The organism is Nocardia sp. NBC_01388, from assembly GCF_045040085.1.
Taxonomy (GTDB): domain Bacteria; phylum Actinomycetota; class Actinomycetes; order Mycobacteriales; family Mycobacteriaceae; genus Nocardia.
The window spans coordinates 3,721,482-3,743,820 of sequence record NZ_CP109553.1 but is presented as its reverse complement, the minus strand read 5'-3'; the positions used below and the strand labels follow the sequence as shown (position 1 = coordinate 3,743,820).

General features: G+C 65.4%; 23 protein-coding genes and 1 pseudogene. 13 read left to right on the top strand and 11 right to left on the bottom strand.

From position 1 onward, the window contains the following. The first annotated feature begins 118 nt into the window (after positions 1 to 118). A complete protein-coding gene (locus OG716_RS18580; RefSeq protein WP_405138812.1) occupies positions 119 to 1,465 on the top strand; it encodes a protoporphyrinogen oxidase in 1,347 nt (448 codons plus the stop codon). 489 nt (positions 1,466 to 1,954) lie between these two features. Here OG716_RS18580 and OG716_RS18575 read toward each other — a convergent pair whose 3' ends face one another. After that, positions 1,955 to 2,896 carry a threonine/serine dehydratase gene (locus OG716_RS18575; RefSeq protein ID WP_405138811.1) on the bottom strand — a complete coding sequence of 314 codons (942 nt, stop codon included), beginning with the start codon at positions 2,894 to 2,896 and terminating at the stop codon, positions 1,955 to 1,957. 73 nt (positions 2,897 to 2,969) lie between these two features. Here OG716_RS18575 and OG716_RS18570 point away from each other — a divergent pair, with 73 nt between their 5' ends. Then, positions 2,970 to 3,620, top strand: a complete 651-nt coding sequence (locus OG716_RS18570; protein WP_405138810.1) for a hypothetical protein — start codon at positions 2,970 to 2,972, stop codon at positions 3,618 to 3,620. 62 nt (positions 3,621 to 3,682) lie between these two features. Further along, entirely contained in the window at positions 3,683 to 4,378 is a 696-nt protein-coding gene (gene hemQ, locus OG716_RS18565; protein ID WP_297609242.1) for a hydrogen peroxide-dependent heme synthase, read from the top strand. 702 nt (positions 4,379 to 5,080) lie between these two features. Here the strand turns inward: hemQ and OG716_RS18560 are convergent. Continuing rightward, positions 5,081 to 5,308: a cytochrome P450 gene (locus OG716_RS18560; protein ID WP_405138809.1), complete on the bottom strand. Its 228-nt coding sequence runs from the start codon at positions 5,306 to 5,308 to the stop codon at positions 5,081 to 5,083. Between the two features lie 79 nt (positions 5,309 to 5,387). Then, positions 5,388 to 5,920: pseudogene (locus tag OG716_RS18555) on the bottom strand (IS3 family transposase); the annotation flags it as partial. Here OG716_RS18555 and OG716_RS18550 point away from each other — a divergent pair. From OG716_RS18550 to OG716_RS18540, 3 genes are read left to right on the top strand one after another with little or no spacing between them, the layout of a single operon-like run. Continuing rightward, a complete protein-coding gene (locus OG716_RS18550; RefSeq protein ID WP_405138808.1) occupies positions 5,910 to 6,221 on the top strand; it encodes a recombinase family protein in 312 nt (103 codons plus the stop codon). The pseudogene OG716_RS18555 and the gene OG716_RS18550 overlap by 11 nt on opposite strands. Then, a complete protein-coding gene (locus tag OG716_RS18545; protein ID WP_405138807.1) occupies positions 6,209 to 6,382 on the top strand; it encodes a recombinase family protein in 174 nt (57 codons plus the stop codon). The genes OG716_RS18550 and OG716_RS18545 overlap by 13 nt, the downstream gene beginning before the upstream one ends. Beyond that, a complete protein-coding gene (locus OG716_RS18540; protein ID WP_405139742.1) occupies positions 6,383 to 6,676 on the top strand; it encodes a helix-turn-helix domain-containing protein in 294 nt (97 codons plus the stop codon). Between the two features lie 11 nt (positions 6,677 to 6,687). On the opposite strand, the gene OG716_RS18535 is transcribed toward OG716_RS18540, so the two are convergent. Next, entirely contained in the window at positions 6,688 to 7,104 is a 417-nt protein-coding gene (locus OG716_RS18535; RefSeq protein ID WP_405138806.1) for a hypothetical protein, read from the bottom strand. A gap of 396 nt (positions 7,105 to 7,500) precedes the next feature. Between OG716_RS18535 and OG716_RS18530 the strand changes: the two genes are divergently transcribed. Then, entirely contained in the window at positions 7,501 to 7,839 is a 339-nt protein-coding gene (locus tag OG716_RS18530; protein WP_405138805.1) for a hypothetical protein, read from the top strand. 82 nt (positions 7,840 to 7,921) lie between these two features. On the opposite strand, the gene OG716_RS18525 is transcribed toward OG716_RS18530, so the two are convergent. The 3 genes from OG716_RS18525 to OG716_RS18515 all read right to left on the bottom strand — a co-directional run bounded on the left by OG716_RS18525 (position 7,922) and on the right by OG716_RS18515 (position 10,974). Then, positions 7,922 to 9,358 (bottom strand): ROK family protein, encoded by a 1,437-nt coding sequence (locus OG716_RS18525; protein WP_405138804.1) that lies wholly within the window; start codon positions 9,356 to 9,358, stop codon positions 7,922 to 7,924. Between the two features lie 21 nt (positions 9,359 to 9,379). Continuing rightward, positions 9,380 to 9,895 (bottom strand): hypothetical protein, encoded by a 516-nt coding sequence (locus OG716_RS18520; RefSeq protein WP_405138803.1) that lies wholly within the window; start codon positions 9,893 to 9,895, stop codon positions 9,380 to 9,382. A gap of 251 nt (positions 9,896 to 10,146) precedes the next feature. Then, positions 10,147 to 10,974 carry a hypothetical protein gene (locus tag OG716_RS18515; protein ID WP_405138802.1) on the bottom strand — a complete coding sequence of 276 codons (828 nt, stop codon included), beginning with the start codon at positions 10,972 to 10,974 and terminating at the stop codon, positions 10,147 to 10,149. A 462-nt stretch (positions 10,975 to 11,436) separates the two neighbouring features. Here OG716_RS18515 and OG716_RS18510 point away from each other — a divergent pair, with 462 nt between their 5' ends. From OG716_RS18510 to xerC, 3 genes are all read left to right on the top strand, one after another. Beyond that, a complete protein-coding gene (locus OG716_RS18510) occupies positions 11,437 to 12,915 on the top strand; it encodes a serine/threonine-protein kinase (RefSeq protein WP_405138801.1) in 1,479 nt (492 codons plus the stop codon). 102 nt (positions 12,916 to 13,017) lie between these two features. Further along, positions 13,018 to 13,500, top strand: coding sequence for a hypothetical protein (locus OG716_RS18505; RefSeq protein WP_405138800.1), 483 nt, complete (start codon positions 13,018 to 13,020; stop codon positions 13,498 to 13,500). A gap of 545 nt (positions 13,501 to 14,045) precedes the next feature. After that, positions 14,046 to 14,981 (top strand): tyrosine recombinase XerC, encoded by a 936-nt coding sequence (gene xerC / locus OG716_RS18500; RefSeq protein ID WP_405138799.1) that lies wholly within the window; start codon positions 14,046 to 14,048, stop codon positions 14,979 to 14,981. Between the two features lie 53 nt (positions 14,982 to 15,034). Here xerC and msrB read toward each other — a convergent pair whose 3' ends face one another. The 4 genes from msrB to OG716_RS18480 all read right to left on the bottom strand — a co-directional run bounded on the left by msrB (position 15,035) and on the right by OG716_RS18480 (position 19,291). Beyond that, positions 15,035 to 15,478: a peptide-methionine (R)-S-oxide reductase MsrB gene (gene msrB / locus OG716_RS18495; protein WP_405138798.1), complete on the bottom strand. Its 444-nt coding sequence runs from the start codon at positions 15,476 to 15,478 to the stop codon at positions 15,035 to 15,037. A gap of 32 nt (positions 15,479 to 15,510) precedes the next feature. Further along, positions 15,511 to 16,809 (bottom strand): glycosyltransferase family 87 protein, encoded by a 1,299-nt coding sequence (locus OG716_RS18490; RefSeq protein WP_405138797.1) that lies wholly within the window; start codon positions 16,807 to 16,809, stop codon positions 15,511 to 15,513. A 112-nt stretch (positions 16,810 to 16,921) separates the two neighbouring features. Continuing rightward, positions 16,922 to 18,484 (bottom strand): alpha/beta fold hydrolase, encoded by a 1,563-nt coding sequence (locus OG716_RS18485; protein ID WP_405138796.1) that lies wholly within the window; start codon positions 18,482 to 18,484, stop codon positions 16,922 to 16,924. Positions 18,485 to 18,520: 36 nt separating this feature from the next. Further along, on the bottom strand, positions 18,521 to 19,291 hold the full coding sequence (locus OG716_RS18480; RefSeq protein WP_405139740.1) for a pyrimidine reductase family protein: 771 nt from the start codon (positions 19,289 to 19,291) through the stop codon (positions 18,521 to 18,523). Between the two features lie 35 nt (positions 19,292 to 19,326). Here OG716_RS18480 and zapE point away from each other — a divergent pair, with 35 nt between their 5' ends. The 3 genes from zapE (at position 19,327) to OG716_RS18465 (ending at position 22,285) form a co-directional block, all read left to right on the top strand. After that, on the top strand, positions 19,327 to 20,352 hold the full coding sequence (gene zapE, locus OG716_RS18475) for a cell division protein ZapE (protein WP_405138795.1): 1,026 nt from the start codon (positions 19,327 to 19,329) through the stop codon (positions 20,350 to 20,352). 43 nt (positions 20,353 to 20,395) lie between these two features. Beyond that, positions 20,396 to 21,223 carry a tyrosine-protein phosphatase gene (locus tag OG716_RS18470; protein ID WP_405138794.1) on the top strand — a complete coding sequence of 276 codons (828 nt, stop codon included), beginning with the start codon at positions 20,396 to 20,398 and terminating at the stop codon, positions 21,221 to 21,223. A 204-nt stretch (positions 21,224 to 21,427) separates the two neighbouring features. Further along, positions 21,428 to 22,285 carry a tyrosine-protein phosphatase gene (locus OG716_RS18465; RefSeq protein WP_405138793.1) on the top strand — a complete coding sequence of 286 codons (858 nt, stop codon included), beginning with the start codon at positions 21,428 to 21,430 and terminating at the stop codon, positions 22,283 to 22,285. Positions 22,286 to 22,339: the final 54 nt, after the last annotated feature.

The window sequence follows — 22,339 nt, the reverse complement described above, 5'->3', positions numbered from 1 at the left end:
CGTTCCCATGCTTCTTCTTGTTCTGCGTGACACCGGGAGCAACACCGGACACAGCTCACACCGCCCGTGAAGGTAGGTTGCAAACAGCGGAACAGCCCATACGAACGAGGAGTGATCAATGCGGATCGCAGTAGTCGGCGGCGGCATCAGCGGCCTCGTGGCGGCCTATCGCCTCCGCAAAGCCCTGGGCCCTGCCGCCGAGCTGATCCTCCTCGATCGCCGCAACCGCCTCGGCGGCATCCTCCGCACCACGGACATCGAAGGTGATCCCGTCGACCTCGGAGCCGAGGCTTTTGTAGGCCGCCGCCCCGAAATCCCCCAGCTGATGCGGGAATTGGGCATCGCGGATCAGCTGGTGCACCCCGCGGGTCGCCGCCCTCTGGTCTGGTCGGAAGGTGTTCCCCACCCCTTGCCGGGGAACACCCTCATGGGCATCCCGGCATCTCCCGAGGCTATGTCCGGCCTGGTGGACGCCGAAACGATCGCCCGCATTGCCGCCGAACCGGACAGGCCACTGACCTGGGAGTGCGGCAGCGATATCTCTGTCGGCGCCCTGGTCGCCGACAGGTTCGGCGAGCAGGTGGTTCGCCGGAGCGTCGATCCGCTACTGGGCGGTGTCTATGCCGGTACCGCAGGCTCGATCGGAGTCCGCGCAGCTCTCCCCACCCTGGCCGCAGCACTGGACGCCGGAGCACGCAGCCTCTCGCAGGCGGTCGCCGACGCTCTGCCACCGCCATCCGATACCCCGGTCTTCGGCGGTATCCGCGACGGCTACCGCGTGCTTCTGGATGCCCTTCGCGCCGCGGCCGACGTGAAGGTCGAAACCGATACTCCCGTAACGCGACTCACGCGCACCGCCACAGGCTGGCAACTCGACCCGATCGGCGCGGTCGATGCCGTAGTCCTGGCCACCCCCGCCCCCGTGACTGCCGAGCTGCTGCGAGAGGTCGCCCCGGAAGCCGCCGAGCTGACCGCCGGAATCGAATTGTCCTCGTCTGCGGTAGTGGCGCTGGCACTCCCGCAGGACACCGCACTCCCCGACAACTCAGGAATTCTCGTAGCCACCGGTGAATCGTTGCGCGCCAAGGCATTCACCCTGTCCAGCCGCAAGTGGCCGCACCTGGCCGCCCGCGAGGTAGCCCTGGTACGCGCCTCCTTCGGCCGCTTCGGCGACGATTCGATGCTGTCCTGGCAGGACGAGGAACTGATCCAGGCCGCCGTCGAGGACCTGACCACGGTGACGGGCGCCGGCATCAACCCATTGAGCGCAGTAGTACAGCGGTGGCCAGGCGGCCTGCCGCAGTACGCACCCGGCCACACCGCGCGTATCACCGAACTCCGCGCTGCCACAGCCGATCTCGACGGCCTGGCACTAGCTGGAGCGTATCTCGACGGCGTAGGCGTCCCGGCATGCGCAGCCTCCGGCACCACTGCCGCCGCACGCATCACCGAGCAACTGACCTGACCTTCTCGAGCCCACCGCCCAACCGGGTCGGCCACCGCCTGACCGGGTCGGCTACCGCCTGACCGGGTCGGCTACCGCCTGACCGGGTCGGCCACCGCCTGACCGGGTCGGCCACCGCCTGACCGGGTCGGCCACCGTCCAACCGGGTCGGCCACCGTCCAACCGGATCAGCCACCGCCTGACCGGATCAGCTCACCGCCCGATCGGGTCAGCCACTGCCCAACCGGGTCAGCCTGCTGCCGAACCGGATCAGCCACTGCCCGACCGGATCGGCGCACTACCCGGTCGGATCAGCTCGTCAGTCCGGCGCGTCATCTGACCAGACAGTTGCCCGACCCCGGCCGCCCCAACGGCACCATTCCCATGTAATCGGCTCTACCCGAGTCCCATGTGCTCGGGCTCCACCTGAGACATTTTCACCGCTCGATCGGCACGGTTCAGGCTGATCGGGGTGCGGGGCCAGCGTCTCATTCCGCAGCAGGCGGTGCGCTATCCCGCCAGGTCGGACGGATCGGTGTTCGCTCCACACACCACTACGGCCACCCGCTCGTCCGGTTCGGGCACATAGGCTCCCGACCGCAGTGCCGCCAGCGCGGTTCCCGCCGCATGCTCGACCGCGAGTCTGCGGTCATCCCACAGGAATTGGCGTGCCGCGATGATCTGCTCATCCGTCACCAGTACCGACCGCACGTCACACTCGGCGGCTACCGCGATCGCCATTTCACTGGTGCGCCGCGCACCCAGCGAGTCTGCGCCGATGGAGTCGATCGGCACATCCACCGGATGTCCTGCTGCTAGACCGGCATTGAAGGCCCGGCAGTACTCGGGTTCGACAGCGATCACCCGAATGCCATGGTGCGCAGCAGCTGTCGCCACCCCGGTCAGCAGCCCGCCGCCGCCCACCGCCACGACGACCGTATCGGTGTCGGGCGCCTGCGCGACGATCTCCTCCAGCAGTGTCCCCGCTCCGGCGGCGATGTAGGGATCGTCATAAGCGTGTGATCGCAGCGCTCCCGTTGCCGCAGCGTATCTTTCGCATTCGGCCGCGGCGTCGGCGTACGACTCTCCACCCGACATAACCTGTGCCCCCAGCGCCCGCAGCCGCGAAACCTTCACCGGCGGTGCGGAGTCGGGCAGGAATACCGTGGCCGCCGAATCGACCATCCGCGCGGCCCAGGCGCAGGCGACGCCCGCATTACCGCCCGAGGCGATGGTCACCCCGATCCGGGGCAGCAGCCCCTGTTCCCGGTGCGCCAGCATGAAATTCACCGCGCCGCGCGCCTTGAAACTGCCGGAGTACTGGAGATGTTCGAGTGCCAGTCGCCACTGCCGCCCGCCCGGGCCCGCTTCGCCCGGGGTGAGCACGACCGGTCGCACGTGTGCCGATATGCGGTCGGTGGCCGCCTTCACGTCGGCGTAAGTCGGATGCACTGCACTTCCTTCGCTGGATCGGTTCGGGCGGGTTGCGGTGGCGGATAATTACACTGTAACTTACGCTGGTTTCATGCCACGGACCTCGAAGACGCTCGAGCAGGCGACCCCGGAGGCGATTGCGCGCGCCGGGTTGGCGATCATCGAATCCCGCGGTGCGGCGCAGCTGAGTTTCCGTGCCATCGCGTCCTATCTGAAGGTCTCGCACACCACGGTTGTACGCCGCGGCGGTGGCGATCTGAACGGTCTGCTCGACCTGCTCGCGGATCATCTCGCCGCCGATCTGCCCGATGTCGCCCCGGGCTCCCTGCCTTGGGCGCAGGCCACCGAAAGGCGTTTCTGCGCCTGGTACACCCTGATCGCCGCCCATCCGGTGCTCGTGCTGCTGCGCGAACGGCGCTCCCTGCTCGGCCCCCGCCTCCTGGCTCGATTGACCGAACCACAAGTGGCCGACAATCTTTCGCTCGGTCTCAGCGTGACCGATGCCCTCCGAGCGTATCGGGAGATGTACCTGTTCACACTCGGTTGCGCCGCACTGGTCGAACACACGGATCTGAAAGCCGTTCAGCTGCGCACCCGTACGCACCTCGCCGCCCTGGATCCGGACGAATATCCCCTGCTCTCAGCGCATATGAACGCGGTCGCGGACGCCGTCACCTCCGAGGACCCGTTCCGCGACGGCCTGCGCCGCCTCATCGACTCCTGGGCCGCGACCGCGCGCTGAGCCTGTCCGAATCCAGCGGGTCCGCCGCTTCCCCCGGTGCGGGCGAATGGCACGATGGGGGTATGGCGCGACTCGACTACAAGTCCCTGAACGACACCATCCGCTATCTCATGTTCTCGGTGTTCCAGGTGGAGCCCGGTGTGCTGGGGGAGGATCGGGCGGCTGCCATCAAGGAGGCCCGGGCCTTCTTCGATTCGCTGGAAGAGCGCGGGGTGGTGGTGCGCGGGCTGTACGACGTCGCCGGTATGCGCGCCGACGCCGATTTCATGATCTGGTGGCACGCCGAGCGGATCGAGGATCTGCAGGCCGCCTACTCCGACTTCCGCCGCGTCACCGAGCTCGGTTCGGTCTCGAACCCGGTGTGGAGCAATGCCGCCCTGCACCGCCCGGCGGAGTTCAACAAGAGCCATCTGCCGGCATTCCTCACCGGCGAGGAGCCGGGCAACTACATCTGCGTGTACCCGTTCGTGCGCTCCTACGACTGGTACCTGCTCCCCGATGAGGAGCGTCGCAAGATGCTGGCCGATCACGGTAAGGCCGCCCGCGGCTACCCGGATGTGCGCGCCAATACGGTGGCCTCGTTCGCCCTCGGCGACTACGAGTGGATCCTCGCCTTCGAGGCCCCGGAACTGCACCGCATCGTCGATCTCATGCGTGACCTGCGCGCCACCGAGGCCAGGTTGCATGTGCGCGAAGAAGTCCCGTTCTTCACGGGCCCGCGCGTCGAGGTCGAGCAGCTGATCGCGGCTCTACCGTAAGCAACCGTCAGTCATCCGGGCCGCTGCCCGGAAAATTTGGGGCATGCACGAAACCGTGTATGCCCCATAGTGTTTCTCCGACTAGCTTGTTGCGCTGTCCGAGGGGTGCAGGCGCAGCGAGATGGAGTTGATGCGGTACCGCAGGAACATCTCCGGGCCGTATGGCCGGGTAGATGAGGCTTTTTCGCTGGTGAGACAGTTTTTGACGTTCGGTGGGCAGGTGCCGGAATCACTGGGCGTTCGAACAGATCACAGGAGATCAGCCTGAATACGTTCGCGAAAACGTTCGCGACGATCGATTGGCCTTCGGCGTGTCGATTAGTGGCGCGCCGAAGTTTTTGGCCTTGGCAACTTTCTGGCAAATTGATCTGCCGTCCGGTCTCATCCGATCTGACGCAGTCTCACTCGAGGTGATCCAACGACCCGGTTGTCTCGGTCGACCTGATGCATCGCAGATCAGGGCGACGAGGCTCCGCGGGTGCAATGTCGTCGGGTCTCATGCCAGTCGAGACGCCGTATCCGTGACCGTCTCACTTGATCTGATGCACTCCAGGTTGGCGAGCTCGCCGTACATCGGATCGATTGAGACCGGACATCCGCGGCGGTTGGGTACTTCGAACAGAGCATCCCCAAGGCGCTGGCTCTATGGGCCCACCGCCCGAGAAGGAATTTGTGCCGGGCGACTGCGGCCTTCATCCGGCGTCAGCCAGGGCACCTCGCTACGGGGAGTGGCGGGTCGGTGCGCAGCGTCTCGTCGAGGATGGCATTGAGCCTGGTTGCGTCCGTGCGGACGCGTTGCAGCTCGTCCGGGTTGCGCAGCAGCGAGAGCATCGTGCCGAGGATGAGGTTCGATGTGGTTTCGTGTCCAGCGATCAGCAGCAACGAGACCGTCGACAGCGCTTCTTTGAGATCTATCGTTCCGGTCGACATCTGGAGTGTCAGCGAGGAGGTCAGATCATCGCGAGGGCGGAGTCGACGGGAGGCGAAGGTCGGCAGGATCAGTCGAGCGAAGGACCGACACCGTCCGTGGGCAAACACGCGCGCGCATACCGAGGGTGAGTTCGGCATGGATTCGCCGGTAGCCGTAGGTGCCGCGGGAGACGACGTTGGACCTCGCGGATCAGCCCGGTGATCCACTGCCGCCGCAGCTGGCGGGGTGTGGCCGGGGTGCGTTTGTGCGTAGTAATTCTGCCGGGCAACTCCGAGAATCCGGCAACATCTGTCCACCCGTGCCCCGGCATCGACGAGACGGTCGATCACCGGGTAGAGCCCTTTTGGGAGGGGCTTGTCCTCACCGAGGAACTTCGCGGCCTGGCGGACGATGGCCAGTTCGCCCTCCAGTTCGCGAATCCGCCGGCGCGCGGCGCGTAGCTCGGCTGACTCGGCCGAGGACTTGCCCGGTCTTAGACCGTGATCAATGTCGTCCTGGCGCAACCACTTCGACGGCGTCACCGGATGAATTCCCAGCTCGACGGCTGTCTGCTTCCTTGGTCGCGGGCTGATATCCCCAAACCGCTTGTCCTGGAAGGGGATGCGCTCGATCCGATCGGCGGCGGGTGCGCACTCATCGGGTACGCGAGGGTCCCTACCACCGGCCAGCTGCTGGACCGCCAGCTGCACGCCCTCGCCGCCGCCGGATGCCAGAAGACCTACGCGGATAAGAAGTCCGGCAAGGACGCCGCTCGCGAAGAACTCGGAAACTGCCTGCACTACATGCGCGCCTGGCGACACCCTCGTCATGCCGTCCCTCGACCGGCTCGGCCGCTCCGTGCAGGACCTGATCTCGATCGTGTCCGGGCTCTTCGCAAGCGCGACATTGGATTTCGGTCCTTGTACGAGGTGATCGACACCACCACCCCGGGCGGCCGGCTGGTGCTTCATGTCCTCGCCGCCTTGGCCGAGTTCATCCGGGAGCTCATCGTGCAGGGCACCAACGAGGGTTTGGCCGCCGCGCGTGCCTGCGGGCAGCGCCTTGGGCGCCCGCCGGCCGTGACGGACGAGTAGATCCGTCAGGCCCGCGCCATTGTCACCCGGCCGGAGGAGGCGGTGTCCTCGGTCGCCCGGCTGCTCGGAGTCTCGCGGTCCACGATCTACAAGTACGTGCCCGAGCTCACCGAAACCCGCACGGTGACAGCGGAAGCGGCCGACCGTACTACGGAGATGCGGTCCTGGCCGAGGCCCTTCAGCGATCTGGCGGTCACGGGGCCATGGTCGCTCTGGTGGGTTCTTGTATGTGGTGCCGACATGAAGCAAAACGCCAGCCCCTGCGGATATGACCCGCAGGGGCTGGCGTTTTAGGTGCTTTCGGGCTATCGGCAGCGCGGCGGCGGCGAGGCCGGTGCGCTCTCGACAATGACGACGACCCAGGGCATCGCGGTGAGTGTCGCGGTCACGGTCACCGGCGGCATCGCGGTGAGTGTCGCGGTCGCGGTCACCGGCCGCAGTGTGGCGATTCCGCCGGTACCGGTCGCCGGCGCCGGCTGGTGGCAGTGCGGCGGCGCGGCCGGCGCGCTCTCGACAATGACGACCACCGGCGAGGTGTTGCCCGTGTGCTCGGCGGACAGGTATGCCTTGTCGCCCGCCAGAAGGATGGCTCCTGCGGCCAATGCGGGGAGGAAGGCACCGGCCTCCCACCGACGGTGCCACGTCCGATTGCGAGGTGTGGCACCGGGTTTCGGTGTGGGCTCGGGGCCCGAGGATCCGAGATCTTCCGGATCGTTGGCCATGGATCGTTCCTTTCGAGGCGTCACTGATCTGGGCGGGGCCACAACGTCCCGACAACCCTCCGTCAGCCTAGTCGGCCAGACCTAGTTGTACAAACTAGGTCTAGTTATTACGCTAATCTAATTACTGCGTAGACTACTGCCGAGCGCAGAATGGAACTAGGCCACAGTTTGATAACTTCTCGTAAACCTCGCTTCCCAAAGATGCAAAGTTGGAGAAACAGAGGGGGAGTAAGCTATAAATAGACGGATGAGACTAGTCGTCTCATCGGAGCTATCTTTCGGGTTAGGGGTTCCTTGACCAGGGGGTGTGATGTTGGCGGGTGAAGGGGCCTTCCACGGTCGCTCTCTCTGTCGGCGGGGGGCGCTGAGCTCGCAGTTTGCAAAGGCAGTTGGGATATGAAGCAAAGCGACAGCATGGTGAACGTCGACAACGAGGTGGACACCCCCGAGGGCGGCGTAGCGGAGCAGCAGCTGAACGTGAAAATTCCGCGCACGACCGCGACCAGCGCGAAGCGCTTGGCCCGTCGGCACGGAATGCAGTTGAACGTGTGGATCACCAAGTTGATCAACGATGCGGTAGCAGCGGAGGCCGAGGAGATGGCCGCACAGTTCGACGACGAGCAGCAGAAGGCGATGGCCGAGTACGCCGAGATGCAGGCCTACCTCAAGGAGATGTCCGAGGTGGCCAAGGCCAAGGCCGCGAAGGCCGAGCAGTCGGACACCGCGAACACCTAGATGGGTTGATAGGTGAAGGGCCGGAAAGGAATTCCTTTCCGGCCCTTCACCTATCAACCCACCTGGCGACTTTCGGGCCATGTCACCTGTCGAGAGGGTCGTAGGCCAACGCCTGCTCGATCACACTGTCCAGCAGGCAGACCGCAGCAGCGCGAGCGAGCAGGCGGTCGGCTCCATCGGGACCGATAGGCAGGGATTGGATGTCGAATTCCGTGGGTGGCTGGCCGCGCACGGCAAAGGCCTGCACCAACTCGCGTCGCGCTGTCTGCATGTAGTGGGTGGTGCGCCGGGCAGGATCGGGATCTGCCAGCTCGCGTGGTAGATACAGCAGCAAGAACCCGGGATCGATCACGTTGCACACGTGGGCGAGTGCCCGGCCGAGGAAGGATCCACTGCGGGACAGCACCCGGCGCGCATGCCAGGGGTCCAGTCGCTGGGCTGCCTGTTCGAGGGTGTCGGTGTCCTCGGCGTGCAGATCCCTGCGCAGGCTGTTGACCGTGGCGAAGCCGTCCACATGGCCGGCGAGTCCGCATGTACACCGCGGTGATTGCCGATCCAGACGTCGTGTACCGGGTTGCCCGACAGTCAATTTCGGTGAGGCCCCCGGCCGGTGCGCGACCAGCAGGTGGCCGATTTCCATCGCGCGGCCGGAGTGACCGCGGCGCAATCGCCCGTCCATGATGAGCCCGCCACCGACGCCGTTGTCCAGGACGACGGCGACAGCCAGATCGGCGACGTCATACCCGCGATCACGCCACGTCAGGGCGGCCAGGCAGGCCGCGTCGTTCTCGACCAGGATCGCCGGAGGCAGGCCGGGGGCTCCTGGCGGTGGGGCGAACAGCGTCCGCAGCGCGGTGGCCAAGGGGATGTGGAAGTTGGCGCCGATCGGACGCACAGCTCCGTCGATGACTGGTGCGCCGACCTCGACTGCCACCCCGAACAGAGCCGGTTCGAACCCGCTGTGCCGATCCTGAAGACTACGGCGCAGATCATCGACACTGGCGCGGATGAAGTGGGGCAGCATGTGCCAGCTGCGACATTCCTCGGTGAAGTCCCGGGTGTGCTCGGCGCGTATGGTGCGACCGCTGATGTCGCAGAGCGCAACGAGCATCCCGGAGGGTTTGTCCTTGTCGAGCTTGAGGTGGATCGCGGCGGTGACGAAGCGGTCGCCCAGATGCAGTTGGTCGATGTTGTGTTTGTCTCTGCGCACGGGCCGACCGGTCTCGAGCAGTTCGTGCGATTTCAACACGGTCACCGCCTTGCTGACCGTGCCCGGAGCAATACGGCGGTGGTCGATCGGCCGCTGGGACTCGGACCAGGACGTATCGCCCGCGGAGGTCGTGGCGCGCGAGATCGTGGCGCGCGATATTCCATCGGAGCGGGCGGCGACCCGCGCCAGCACAGTGCCGAGGATGCCTGCACCTACCCACGCCGCGACGCGGCGCTCGGCGTTGTCGTTCTTGCCGATCTCCGCCAGCGCGATCAGCGGATTGGAGTTTCTGGGGTCTTCGGCACCCATATCGTCCTCCGATACCGCGGATCAGATCTTGATCATGGACATCATCAAGGTGTCACGCACCGCCGGATAGTGCGCCCCGAGCAGGAAATGGTCCGGTTCGCACAGCGCGGTGCAGATGCCGAAACCCGGCCCGCTGAGCTCGTAGCCCAGCCAGAACACGGTCATGCGCAGAAAGCCCAGCGCGGCGCGGGCATGGGTGCGCGGCGACCAGCCCGGGTTGTCCAAGTCCCGCAGACCCAAGGTCATCATCGCGATGCCCGCCGGCACGATGGTGTCGCGCGCATCCCTCTCGCGCATCCGTAACCACTGCTCCCACAGGGGCTCGATCCGGGCGAGTGTCACCGGCGGGGTCGTCTGCAGGTCGTTCAACCGCCGAAAGCCCCACCACTTTCCAGCTTGCCGCAGCTGGTATTCGATCACGTCGCGCACTTCATCGAGTGTCGATTCCGGTGCGATGAACCGGTCGAGATGAGGCCAGTCGATCCCGTCGACCGACACCAGCACATCCTGTTTGTCGGCAATTCCGTGCTCGGCCACGGCCACCTCCCCTCCCAGAGAAGTACCGAGTGGTGGGGTAGGGAATCCGCGAGAATTCCGGGGCCACCTGGTCCGACGAGTTCGAACATGAGGGTTACCTCATGAAGTTCTGTCAGAATCTGGTGATCCTTCACAGTGTACGCGGCCTCACAAATCATGTCCGCGTGAGGTTCCGGTCACAAACCGGCCGGACCCTTATGAAATCCCCTACGACGCACCGCAGTAGCGCACGCGAGGCTCAACCTGCTTCTCTAGCCGACGGTTTCGGGTCCAGGGAATCCCTCGGGCCGGAAATCTGGATCGAGTTCGGTCATCCCCTCGACGATCGCCAGGAAGCCCGCCGCTACGGGGTGCCAGTCCGTAGTGGTGCCGCCTATCCCTGCCAGCCGCAGCGGATCGGTTTCGCGGTGCCCCAGCGTGTATCGGATCGCGGTCCCACCGATCAGGCCCATCACCGTCTCGGCGAATATGTTCGCGTCATAGCCTGATTTGAAACGAAATCCGTGGATTCCCAGCATCATCGCGTAGAACCCAGCAAAGATCTCCGCAGTTTGTCCATCTGCGGCCACGAGGATTTCACGAGCGTCGTCCTGGATGTGTATCTTCCCCATCGATGGCATGCTCGCGGTCAGCACCGCGTAGGTGCGCCACGCAACGGACCGATAAGTGGTCCGAAAGTAGTGCGTGATCGCCTCGCGGACCGTCTCCCGCAGCACTTCCCGCCGCCGCCCCTCATCGGCCATGAGCACCGAATGCTCCACGAGCACAGCCTGCGCGCGGCGCACGCTCTCCTCGTCCAGGATCTCGGACCTGATCCGTTCCGGGTCGACAAGGGCACGGATCACATCGAGATAGAACGTCTCGTTCGTCCAGCCCCGTCGAGTTGAGCTACGGGGCACGCCGGCCAGCTCGATCAGCCGATCCACCTTCAGCTCCACCGTGATCGGCAACTCACCGGACTCGATCAACTCGACCGTCACTGCCAGAACCCTGGCCCTCTTCTCCTCCTTCGATAACCGCTTCGCCGGTACGACCCCCGAATTCGAAGACGCGCTCAACCCACCGGCGGGACCCGCCATCGCCATCCTCCGTACACCCCATGACTCAGTGCACAACAGTTTGAGCGCTTACCACCGCGGTGGCGCAGGTTTTCGTATGACCGATCGTGCCTGTTTGGCCACCACCGCGAGCCTGATATCGAGCTATCGTCGGCGCCGTGATCATTCTTGGCGCCCGGCACTTGTTTACCGGCCGGCGCGGGCCGACCCGGACCGCAGGATCGGCTCGAGCCGCGGTTCCGGACTACAGACAGGCAGGTCCGCTCGAGACTCGACGCGGACCAGGTCGGCCGCGAAATCATGGCCGGCACAATACATACCGCGTGGAATTGCTCCCGCCCACCCGTGTGGCAACGTCCTGTGGATTCGGTGAAGTGACAGTAGTGCCCTCGGTGCATCGACATACTTGACCGCATCGCTCGCACCGATCGCGCCGCGGTGCTAGAAACGGACGTACCGCGTGGGCGGCTCAGCCGAAAGGGTATGGCGGGGGTGCAGTTACAGCAGGGCTCGGTATTCGCCGGCTATACGATCGAACGGCGACTCGGGGCCGGTGGGATGGGTGTGGTGTTCCTGGCTCGGCACCCGAGGCTCGATCGATCGGTCGCACTGAAGGTTCTGGCCGAGGCGAAGGCCGCCGACCGAGATATCCGGCATCGCTTCGACCGTGAAGTCGCCGTGGTGACGCACCTCGACCATCCCAATATCGTGCCCGTTTACGACCGCGGCGTCGAGGACGGGGTGCTCTGGTTGTCGATGAAATACGTTGCGGGAGGCGATGTCGCGAACCTGCTCGCCCGCGAAGGCGTGCTGGCACCCGGCAGAGCCGTAGCGCTGATCGCCGATGCCGCGGCCGGTCTCGACCATGCGCATCGGCGCGGTGTGGTGCACCGGGACGTGAAGCCCGCCAACCTGCTTCTCGACTCCGACGGCACCGCCGAGCGTGCTGTCGTGGCCGACTTCGGCATCGCCCGCACCCTCGACTCCACCAGCACCGCTTCCGGCCTCATGGCAAGTTTCGCCTACACCGCTCCGGAACGGTTCGCCGGCGACCTCGCCGATCACCGATCCGACGTCTACTCCCTCGGATGCACATTGTTCGAATTGCTCACGGGCCGAACTCCTTTCCCGAACACGAATCAGGCCGCGGTGATGGCAGCGCACCTCGGATCGCCCCCACCTCGCCCCAGCGCGCTGCGACCGGGACTGGGTGCTGGGCTCGACATGGTCATCGCGACCGCATTGGCCAAACATCCTCAGGATCGGTACACCGACTGCGCGGCCTTGGCCGAATCCGCGCGCCGGGCGCTCACCACCACCGATCGTGAAACCCCTGTGCCCCTGCCGGATTCGGAACCGGCACACTTCCCGAGATGGACGCCTGCGCCGCCTGCCGCAGTGGTGGAGAAGCCAATTGTCCAGGAGAGATCCTCCCCTGATCCGCCACGCCGGCGATACCGGATTCTCGCCGCGGCCGCAGTCATGGTGGTTGTGGCGGTATCGGTTTCGACCCTCGCCATCATCTGGAACGACCGCCACTACGTTGGTGCGGCGACACTTTCGACCTCACCGCCGGCCGCGTCTACTGCGGTTCGGGCAGGTGTGCCAACCACCGTGACGCCGTCCACGACCCTCCCGGCCCCGGTCATCGCCCCTCCATCGGTCATCGCCCGCTGCAACGCTACCCCCGAGATCCGGCCGGTCCGGCTTTCATCGCTGCACTGCGGCACCAACGCCGATATCTGGATCGACAATCTCACCTGGACCCGCTGGGACGAGAACACTGCGGTCGCCTCGGGCACCGAGCACTTCAACACCTGCGAACCTTCGTGCTCGGCCGGCAACGAACGCCTCGACGCCGTCACCGTCACCCTCGACAATGTCGCTCCCTTCGACAACGTCTACACGCGAATCACTCTCGCGGGTGACTACCCCGAGACAGACACATTGCCCACCGCGTGAATTCGGCTTTCCGGCACTCTGCGTTCGTAACAAGATCCGTGACCGGTGTCGATACGAATACCAGATGATCAGCCATGAACGTCCATCACAGGAGATGTGCACATGAAAGCTCGATCTACGCTGCTCGTCGGCTTGGCCAGCGCAGGGTTGCTCGCCGGAATGTGTACCGGTGTGGCCGGTGCCGACCTCATCGACCCGACACCGTACGTGGACGGCAACGGTGTGGCCTGGTTCAACATCGCGGGCAACAACTGTTCCATCACCCCCGATGGCACGGTCGGTTGTGATCTCCCCTCGCCCGCACCGGTCATGCAGATGATCGTGTGGGGGACAACCCTGCCGGTGCCGTACGTGCCCGCCGTTGTCATCGACAGCAACGCCGTGCCTGCCCATCCACAGTGGAACAGCAACGGCAGTCACACCCAGCCGGGCGGCAACCCTCCGATCGTGCCCGGCGTCAACCAATACACGACGAGCATCTTCTACGCTGGCACCACCTGTACGGTCTCGGTCCGCAACGATGCCGTGTGTTCGGGTATGAGCCACGAGTTCCGCATCTCGGGGACCACGGTCTCCGGGGTCTGAGATAAGGATTGCGCCGGGTTCACCCGCGTGTCGTGAGGACGTACGAAATGCTTGCCGGGAAGCCTGTTCCAGGCAAAGCATTTCGGAGTCAGGGACTGGCGGCGCCGCGCTCCGATACGCGAATCCCGCCGCCAACTGCATCAATCCGGACAGGGCGATCAGCGAGATCACCAGTCCGAATCAGTTCCCTCAACCGACGCCCACCCCACTTCGGAGCTACGCGCCAGATCGCGTGAGAACATCAGCCGCAATGGGCGGGTTACCGCGACGGGGTGGAGTGTGTGTGATGCGGCAACGTCGCCGCGTCGGTGGCGCGATCGTGGCGCAGTGCCGTGAGGAATTGCCTGAGCTTGCAATTTGACCTCTGACTGATGTTTGCGCAGTTCGGCGAGGCCGAGGCAGCTCGTGCCTGGCTCACCTCGTACGAGTCGCACCCCGGGAAGCGGCCGCAGAATGGCCGGTCATACCGGAACGAGATTGAGCGATCGACGAGCGTTCGAGCCAAGACGGACAAGTTCGTGATCGTCGGTTCGACGCTCGGGCGCATGAAAGCCGTCGACGTCAAGCCCTATCACATTCGGCTCCATCTCGAGCAATTGAACTGGAGCACAACGAAACAAGCGGTCCACAAAGCGCTCCTGCGCATGACGTTCCAGATGCTGGTAGAAGATGGGTTGCTGGATTTCAACCCTGTTGTCATGGTGAAAATCCATGGGCGAGTTGGGGCTCGACGGAAGGCTGGATGGGCCGGTGCGGTCAACCCGTACTTCCCGGACGAGCCGCAGCCTCTGACACCCGACGAGATGCGCCGGTACTGGGCGCTGGAGGCGGCGCGATTCGCCGATCCCGCCAACCGACGGCCGAAACGGTACCGGGACTACACGATGCTGGCATACGCGCTGGCAGCGCGACCCAGCGAAGCAGTGGCGGTGCGGTGGGACGATGTCGACTTCGCCGCTGCAACGGTGACCATCGCCGGCACGATTGTCGATTGCTCGCTGCGAGTGTGGCAGGTCCGCAAGGTCATCGACGATTACGAGCTCGCTGCCCACGAGATCGTCGTCCGCGGCGATTGGCGCGAGCTTGACGAGCAGGCCCTGGTGACGGTGGCCTTCCGGCAACCGTTCACGAAGACTCGTGGTTCCATGCGGACAATCAAAGTCGGCGCGGAGTGCCTCGCAATGCTGCGCGAACGGAAGCTCGCCGCGGCGCCGGGGCAGGCGCTGGTCTTTCCGAGCCGGGCCGGAAAGATCCTGCGCACCAACAAACTGTCGACCGTATGGCACTCGATCGTCAAGGACACCGAGCTGTCATGGTCGACGCTCAAGACCCTGCGCAGCACCCGCGCGACACGGGTGGCGGAGGCTCATGGAATCGCGGCGGCGCGGCTGATCCTGGGCCACGATGAGAATTCGGCAATCACCACGCAGGCGTACGTGAGCCTGCAACGACCGGTGGTCGATTTCGCGGACGCCGGGTGAAAACGTTCGCAAAGCGTTCACACGGCGCTTTCGAGCAACCGAGCGCCAGCATCTCAGCTGGTAGAGCCCCCAGCAGGGTGCAAACGCAGCGAGATGGAGTTGATGCAGTACCGCTTGTCCGTGGGCGTGGGGTAACCCTCGCCCTCGAACACGTGGCCCAGATGGCTGTGGCAGTTGGCGCACAGCACTTCCACGCGGTGCGCGCCGAGCGAATCGTCGGCGCGCAGGATGACCGCCTCCGACTTCGCCGGATCGAAGAACGACGGCCACCCGCAGTGCGAATGGAATTTCTCACCGCTGCGGAACAATTCGGCGCCGCAGGCCCGGCACTCGTAGATGCCGTCGGTTTCGGTATCGGTGTATTCGCCGGTGTACGCGCGTTCGGTGCCGGCCTCCCGCAGCACGCGGTATTCGTCCGGGCTCAGCTTGGCCCGCCACTCCTGCGGTGTGAGCTGAATGCGCGGTGCCGGTAGCGAGGTATCAGCGTCGGAACTCATGGCTCCACGCTAATACCTCGCCTGCGCGGATGTCAGGTCGTGACGGTCTCGGGAACAGCGTGCCGGGCATGCCCGTTGTGCACGCTGGCCTGGTCGGCCGGGGCCGGCTCGGGATGCATCCACGCGGGATCGAGCGTCTTGCCGACCTCCAGCCGTCCCTCGCGCCGCGCGGCCAGATAGCGGTCGCCGAGCACGCAGAACGCGACGATGAGCAGCAGCCCCCACCCGAAGGTGATGCGCAGGTATTCCAGATCGCGCCCGATGCTCTGCCAGCGATCCGAAAGCCACTTGTCATAGGACATGAACCCGAATACCGCCACCCACGCCGGCCAGTTCCGCATCACCGAATTGCGTTGCACCACGGTCATGATCATGGGGATCAGGAACATCGAGTAGTACATCTGCCCCAGCGAGCCGAGCAGCATGGTGCCGCCGAAGAGAATGCCCGAGGCGGTGCAGATGAAGAAGACCTCGTCCTCGCGGTAGTACCGGTACAGCAACCACAGCGAGATCAGCACCATCACGCCGAGGACGATGCGGACAGTCCAGGTCAGCCACTCCGCGACGCCGTAGTACATGGCATTGCCGACGATCGCGCTGTTGAAGTAGTCCCGGGACTCGGCCAGGTACGGCAGCGTATGGCTCCAGAACCGCCCGTAGTCCACGATCAGCGGCCACGCGAGCAGGTTGAGCACCACCGGGATGCCCAGCGCGGTGATGAACACCTTCCACTGCCCGCGCACCAGCGGGATCAGCAGCAGCGGGGCGATCAGTGGGCCCTTCACCGCTATCGCCAATCCCAATGCCACACCGGCCCACAGATCCCGGCGTTTGAGCAGCAGGTGGATGAACGCGACCATCGCCATCAGCAGACAGCCGTCGATGTTCGTGAAGACCAGTGTGTTGATCACCGTCTCCGACATGAACATGGCCAGCAGCAGCGCCGGTGCGGCAACCGAATTCAGCGTGAAGTTGAACAGCTTCAGCAGCAGATACCAGGCCACCAGAATGGCGATCGCATTGATCAGGATGAAGCACCAGCGGGACTTCTCCGGATCGATGATCGCCAGCGGCGCGATCATGAGCGTGCCGCTCGGCGGATACAGGTAGTGCGGGTCGGTCGAGTTGAAGTTCTCGGCGTAGATCGCCCGATGGTTCAGGAACGCCAGCGAAGCGTTGTACACGGGCTTGAAGTCATCGGTGATCGTCACATTGACGGCCTTGATGAAGACCCGATGCAGCACGGTCAGGACCGCTAACGGCCACAGAGCGAAGTTCAGGACCTCGGCGGTGGTGCGAGCGGTGCGGGGCTCGAGCTGGCGAAGGAACACTCGGGCACGGTACACCGAATACCCCGGTCACGGTTGCGCGGACCCGCCGCGACGGGCCCCGCCAAATGTTGGCGGGTCGTCTCGTTCCGGAGTGGTTGCCGAGTAGAACCAGCTAGGCCGGGCAGGCGGTGCCGTCGTCGGGCAGCGTCGCATCTTTCAGGTAGTCGGTGACAGCCTGCTGAACACACCCGGAGTGCGCGAAGGCCGGGTGCCCCCAGCCCTGCCATTCCACGGTGGAGGTGCGCGCCCCGGCCGCGCCGAGCACACCGGTGACGGTGGGCCTGCTGTCGACTCCGGCGACCGGATCGGCGTCGCCGCCGACCACGAGCACGGGTCGATCGAACTTGTCCGGCATGGCGATCGCATTGGCGCTCGGCCAGGCCGAGCAATCCATCAGATCGATGGCGGCGAACCTGCCGAACACCGTGTACTTGCCCGCCCACTGGCTCTCGAGCTCTTTGGCGCGGACCGGGGTGGTGGGTTGCAGATTGTCACTGCAGCGGTTCACGAATTCGCCGTCATTGTCGACGGCCGCGGTCTGGCGCAGCACGATCGGCGTAATGGGTCCGCGATCCCCGCGCCCGAGAGCCGACAGCGCATCGGCGAATTCGGTCAGCTGCGAATTCTGCAGCGTGCGCGGATCACTGAGGAAGCCGTTGAGCGTAGTGACCAGCGCCGACGCGGACAGATCCCCGAATTCGCCATTGCCTGCCCGATTGACCAGCGTGACGATGGCGGCATGCGGATCGCTGCCCAGCGAACAGTTCAGCGCCGCACAGCGTTGCGCGAAGCCGGTCAGTGCCGCCTCGGCCCCGCGCACCTGCTGTTCGCTGCGCCCGATGGCGTCCAGACCGACCGCCTGCGGTGAATCGAGCACCACCCGGCCGAGGTGATCGCCGTACTTGTGCGCATAGCTGAGCGCGACCGTCGCACCGCTGCCGGTGCCCATGAGCGCGATGTGATCGACCTGCCAGGCCTTGCGCAACTGGTCGATATCGTCGGCGGCGTGCGCGGCATCGAAGGTGCCCTGCGCGGGGGAGAGGAAGTCCAGGCACGCGATGGTGGCGTCCTGACTGGCCTTGGCCACCGCATCGACCGGATCGGTTGTGCCGCGCGTGAATTGGCCCTGATCGGTGATCGCCTTGCGAATATCGTCGGTCAGGCAGCTGACCGGCTGCGAACTGCCGATACCGCGCCGATCGATGGCCACGATGGGCCGCGCCGCCAGCAGCGCCCCGGCGGGACTCGCCGCGAGACCCGCCAGCGTGGCGGTGGAGGCCCGGTCGTACCCCGACGTCAGCACCAGCGGCACGGCATCTTTCGGCGTCCGGTCGTAGCGGGCGCGCATGGCCGCGGTGCGGAAATTACCGCCGACCGCACCGCCGGCATCGACCTCGGTGCTGAATTCGGCGCAGTCGAGAATGAGACCCTGCGGCGGTGTGCCCAGCGACAGCAGGCTGAAGGTGGGCGCGGTGCAGTCGTGCCACGCGAGATCGGTCTTGGGCAGTTCGGGTGCGGGCGGCGTGGGTGGACCCGAGGCGGTGGTCACCGCGACCCCCGCTTGGTGGGGATGTTCCACGGCGACGGCGGGCCGGTCGGAGGGCCCGGCGCCACAGCCGGTGGTCACCAGGATCGAAAGTGTGGACGCCAGCAGAGCGGCCCGAGTCCAGCGCATGCGGTACAGCCTGCCAGGTCCGGCGTCCGGTTTCAGCTACAGGGTGTGATGGGCGACCCAGCGAGTCAGGATGGTGCCGTCGTCGTCGAAGAGCAGATGACGGCAAGTCATGGGCGTGGGCATGGCATTGGGGGACACGGCGATTCGCCGCTCCGTCCCCGCGACCAGCATCGGAGACAATGTGAGGCACAGTTCGTCGACGGCCTGGGCGACGATGAGATCACCGAAGAGCGCGGGCCCGCCCTCGCACAGAACCCGTCTCATCTCGAGTTCCTCCAGGGCGTTGCGCAGCCCTTCGGCGGTGACACTGGTCTCGCCTGCTTCGATCACCTGGCCGCCCGCACCGGTGATCGCCTGCTTGCGGTCGGCGGGCGCGGCGGCGGTGGTCAGTATGATCGGCCGCGCACCGGTGTCGGTGAACAGCCTGCTGGTCGGATCGAGGTCGGCGGAGGCGGTCACCACCGCGATGCGCGGCGCCGCCCCCGTCGGATCGCCGCCGAACCCGTGATGGTGCAGTCGCATGCGCAGCTGTGAATCCGTATGTGCCGCACCGTAATTCTCCGAGCGTGCGGTGCCCGCGCCGACCACTACCACATCGGCCAGATCGCGCAGGATCTGGAAGACCTTCTTATCGGCGGGCGTCCCCAGGCCGCCGGAGCGTCCGTCGATGGTGACTGCCCCGTCGATACTGGTGACGAAGTTGACCCGAATCCACGGCGCCGCGGGCCCGGCCGGGTACGCGTACAGCGCCAGCAGGTCGTCGTGGTTGAGTTCTGTGAGCTGGATCGCATTGGGCATACGCTGCATGAGAACCGATTCCACCACGTAACTACGCTGTCGCCGTGCAACAACGCCTTGTCGATCGCCATCCGGAGGTTCCGGCAGACCAGCTCGTGGCGCAGATGGTTCCCCCGCCGACCTTCGACGAGGTGAGCTTCGCCAGCTACATCCCGGATCCGAAGGAGCCGTCGCAGGCCGCGGCCGTGCGCAAAGCGGAGGAATTCGCCGCGCAGGTCACCAAGCTGCATCAGGCTGCTTCGAAGAAGCCCCTGTTCGGCAAGAAGAAGCCGGTCTCTGGCATCGGCCTGTATCTGGACGGCGGCTTCGGGGTGGGCAAGACCCACCTGCTGGCCTCGATCTATCACAGCGTGCCGGGGCCGAAATCCTTCGGCACCTTCGGTGAGGTGACCAATCTGGTCGGCGCACTGGGCTTCAACAATGCCGTCGAGCGCCTCGCGGGCAATAGCGTGCTCTGCATCGACGAGTTCGAACTCGATGATCCGGGCGACACCATGCTGGTTTCGCGTCTGCTCGCGGAGTTGACCGCGCGCGGTGTGTCGATTGTCGCAACGTCGAATACCTTGCCCGGTCAGCTGGGCGAGGGGCGTTTCGCCGCCTCCGATTTCATGCGCGAGATCAAGAAGCTGGGTTCGCTGTTCGAGCCCATTCGCGTCGACGGCCCGGATTACCGGCACCGTGATCTGCCGCCCGCCCCGGAGCCGACCGCGCCCGAGCATCTGGCAGAGAAGGCCGCTGCCACACCGGGTTCCACGCTCGATGACTTCGATGCGCTGCTGAAGCATCTGAGCACGCTGCACCCGTCCAAGTACAACGCGCTGATTCAGGGCGTGTCGGCGGTATTCATCTCCGATGTGCACACCGTGACCGACCAAGCGGTCGCTTTGCGTATTGTGGTCTTGGCCGACCGGCTCTACGACGCGGGAACTCCCGTCACCGTTTCCGGAGCCAAGTTGGACCAGATTTTCTCGCAGGAAATGCTCGATGGCGGATACCGCAAGAAGTATCTGCGTGCCATTTCGCGCCTGCTGGCGCTGTCCCGGTTCGAAACCCCGGCAGCCACTTCGTAATTGCCCTGGCCGCGCGCCGGGTGCTCGAGAAAGGGAAGTTCGTATGATCCGACCTCGTCTACTCGGCGCGTCGCTGGTGCTGGCCTCCGCGCTGTCCTTCGGCTCGCTGCCCGCCATGGCACTGGCCGACCAGCCCGCGCCCTCGGCGGTGCAGCCGCCCGCGACCACCGGCAATGTGGTCCTGAACACGGCCGACCGCTCGCTCAACCTGCAGGGCGTGGTCAATGCCCGGGACGCCGGCGGTTACAAGACCACCGACGGGCACACGGTGCGCACCGGCCTGGTCTACCGCACCGGCGATCTGAGCAAGGCCACCGATGCCGATCTGGCCGATCTGTCGGGTCGCGATGTGAAGGCCGTGCACGATCTGCGCACCAGCTATGAGCAGCAGTTCATGGGCGTGGACAAGGTTCCGGCCGGCGCCACCGAGTACCACAACGACATTATCGGCCAGGCTCCGCCGCAGGTCATGGCGTCCACGCTGATGGCGGGCACGGACCTGTACCGCGCGTTCATCACCGCACCGGGCGCGAGCCAGGGCTTCGCGGACGTCCTGCGCGATATCGCCTACAACGATGGCGCCGTGCTGTTCCACTGCAGCGCGGGCAAGGATCGCACCGGCTGGACTTCGGCTGTGCTGCTGACCATTCTGGGCGTCGATCACGACACCGTGCAGTACGACTACCTGCTGTCGAACTACTACCGCGGTGCCAAGGACGGCGACATGCTCAACGGCGTCACCGCCTCGGCGCTGGCGGCGGCGTTCGATCAGGTCGACCAGAGCTACGGCAGCTTCGACAACTACGTGCACGAGGGCCTGAAGCTCACCGACGCGGATGTCTCGAAGCTGAAGGCGAAACTGCTGTCCTGACAACAGCTTTCACCGTGTGAATATCGAAAGGCCGGGCCGGAAGCATACTTCCGGCCCGGCCTTTTGTATAGGCCCGGTCCTGGTGTTCGAGGTGTTTCCGCGGTGTTCATCTGTCTTGTGCGCAACGTGAACGAACAAGCATTTGCTTTGCGTACTGTGTGGCCGACCGGCGGCATGCCGGGTCTCCACGAAAGGGAACCACCTATGATTCGCCCCCGCCTGCTAGGCGCCTCGCTATTGCTGGCTTCCGCGCTGTCGATCGGCTCGATGCCCGCCGCGGCGCTGGCGGATACCGGCTCCGCGGGCTCGGGTTCGTCCTCCGGCTCGTCCTCGTCGTCGGTCCAGCCGCCGATCCCGACCGGCAGCGTCGTGCTGAGCATCACCGACCGGAACCTGAACCTGTCGGGTGTGCAGAACGCACGTGACGCGGGCGGCTACCGGACCACCGACGGCCACACCGTCCGGCCCGGTCTGGTGTACCGCACCGCCGCGCTGAACGGCGCCAGCGATACCGATCTGGCCAATCTGGTTGCGCGGAATGTGAAGTCGGTCCACGACCTGCGCACCAGCGCCGAGCAGTCGCTCTCGGGCGCGGACAAGGTTCCGGCCGGGGCCACCGAGTACCACAATGACATCATCGGCCAGGCCTCGCCGCTGGTGGGGCTGTCCACGGGCTCGGGTGGCGGCGCCCTGTACCAGGCGTTCATCACCGCGCCGGGCGCGAACGCGGGTTTCGCCGCGGTACTGCGTGATATCGAAACCAACCCGGGCGCGGTGCTGTACCACTGCACGGCGGGCAAGGATCGCACCGGCTGGACTTCCGCTGTGCTGCTGACGATCCTGGGCGTCGACCATGACACCGTGGTGTACGACTTCATGCTGTCGAACTACTACCGCGGCGCCCAATCCGGCGACACCCTGAACGGTGTGACCGCGTCGGAGCTGGAAACGGCCTTCTCCCAGGCGAATACCACCTACGGCAGCTTCGCCAACTACGTCAGCACCGGCCTCGGCCTCACCGCCACCGATATCGCCACCCTCAAGGCGAAACTGCTCGTCTGACAGCAGATATCAGCGCGCGATACCCGAAAAGGCCAGGCCGGAAACACATTCCAG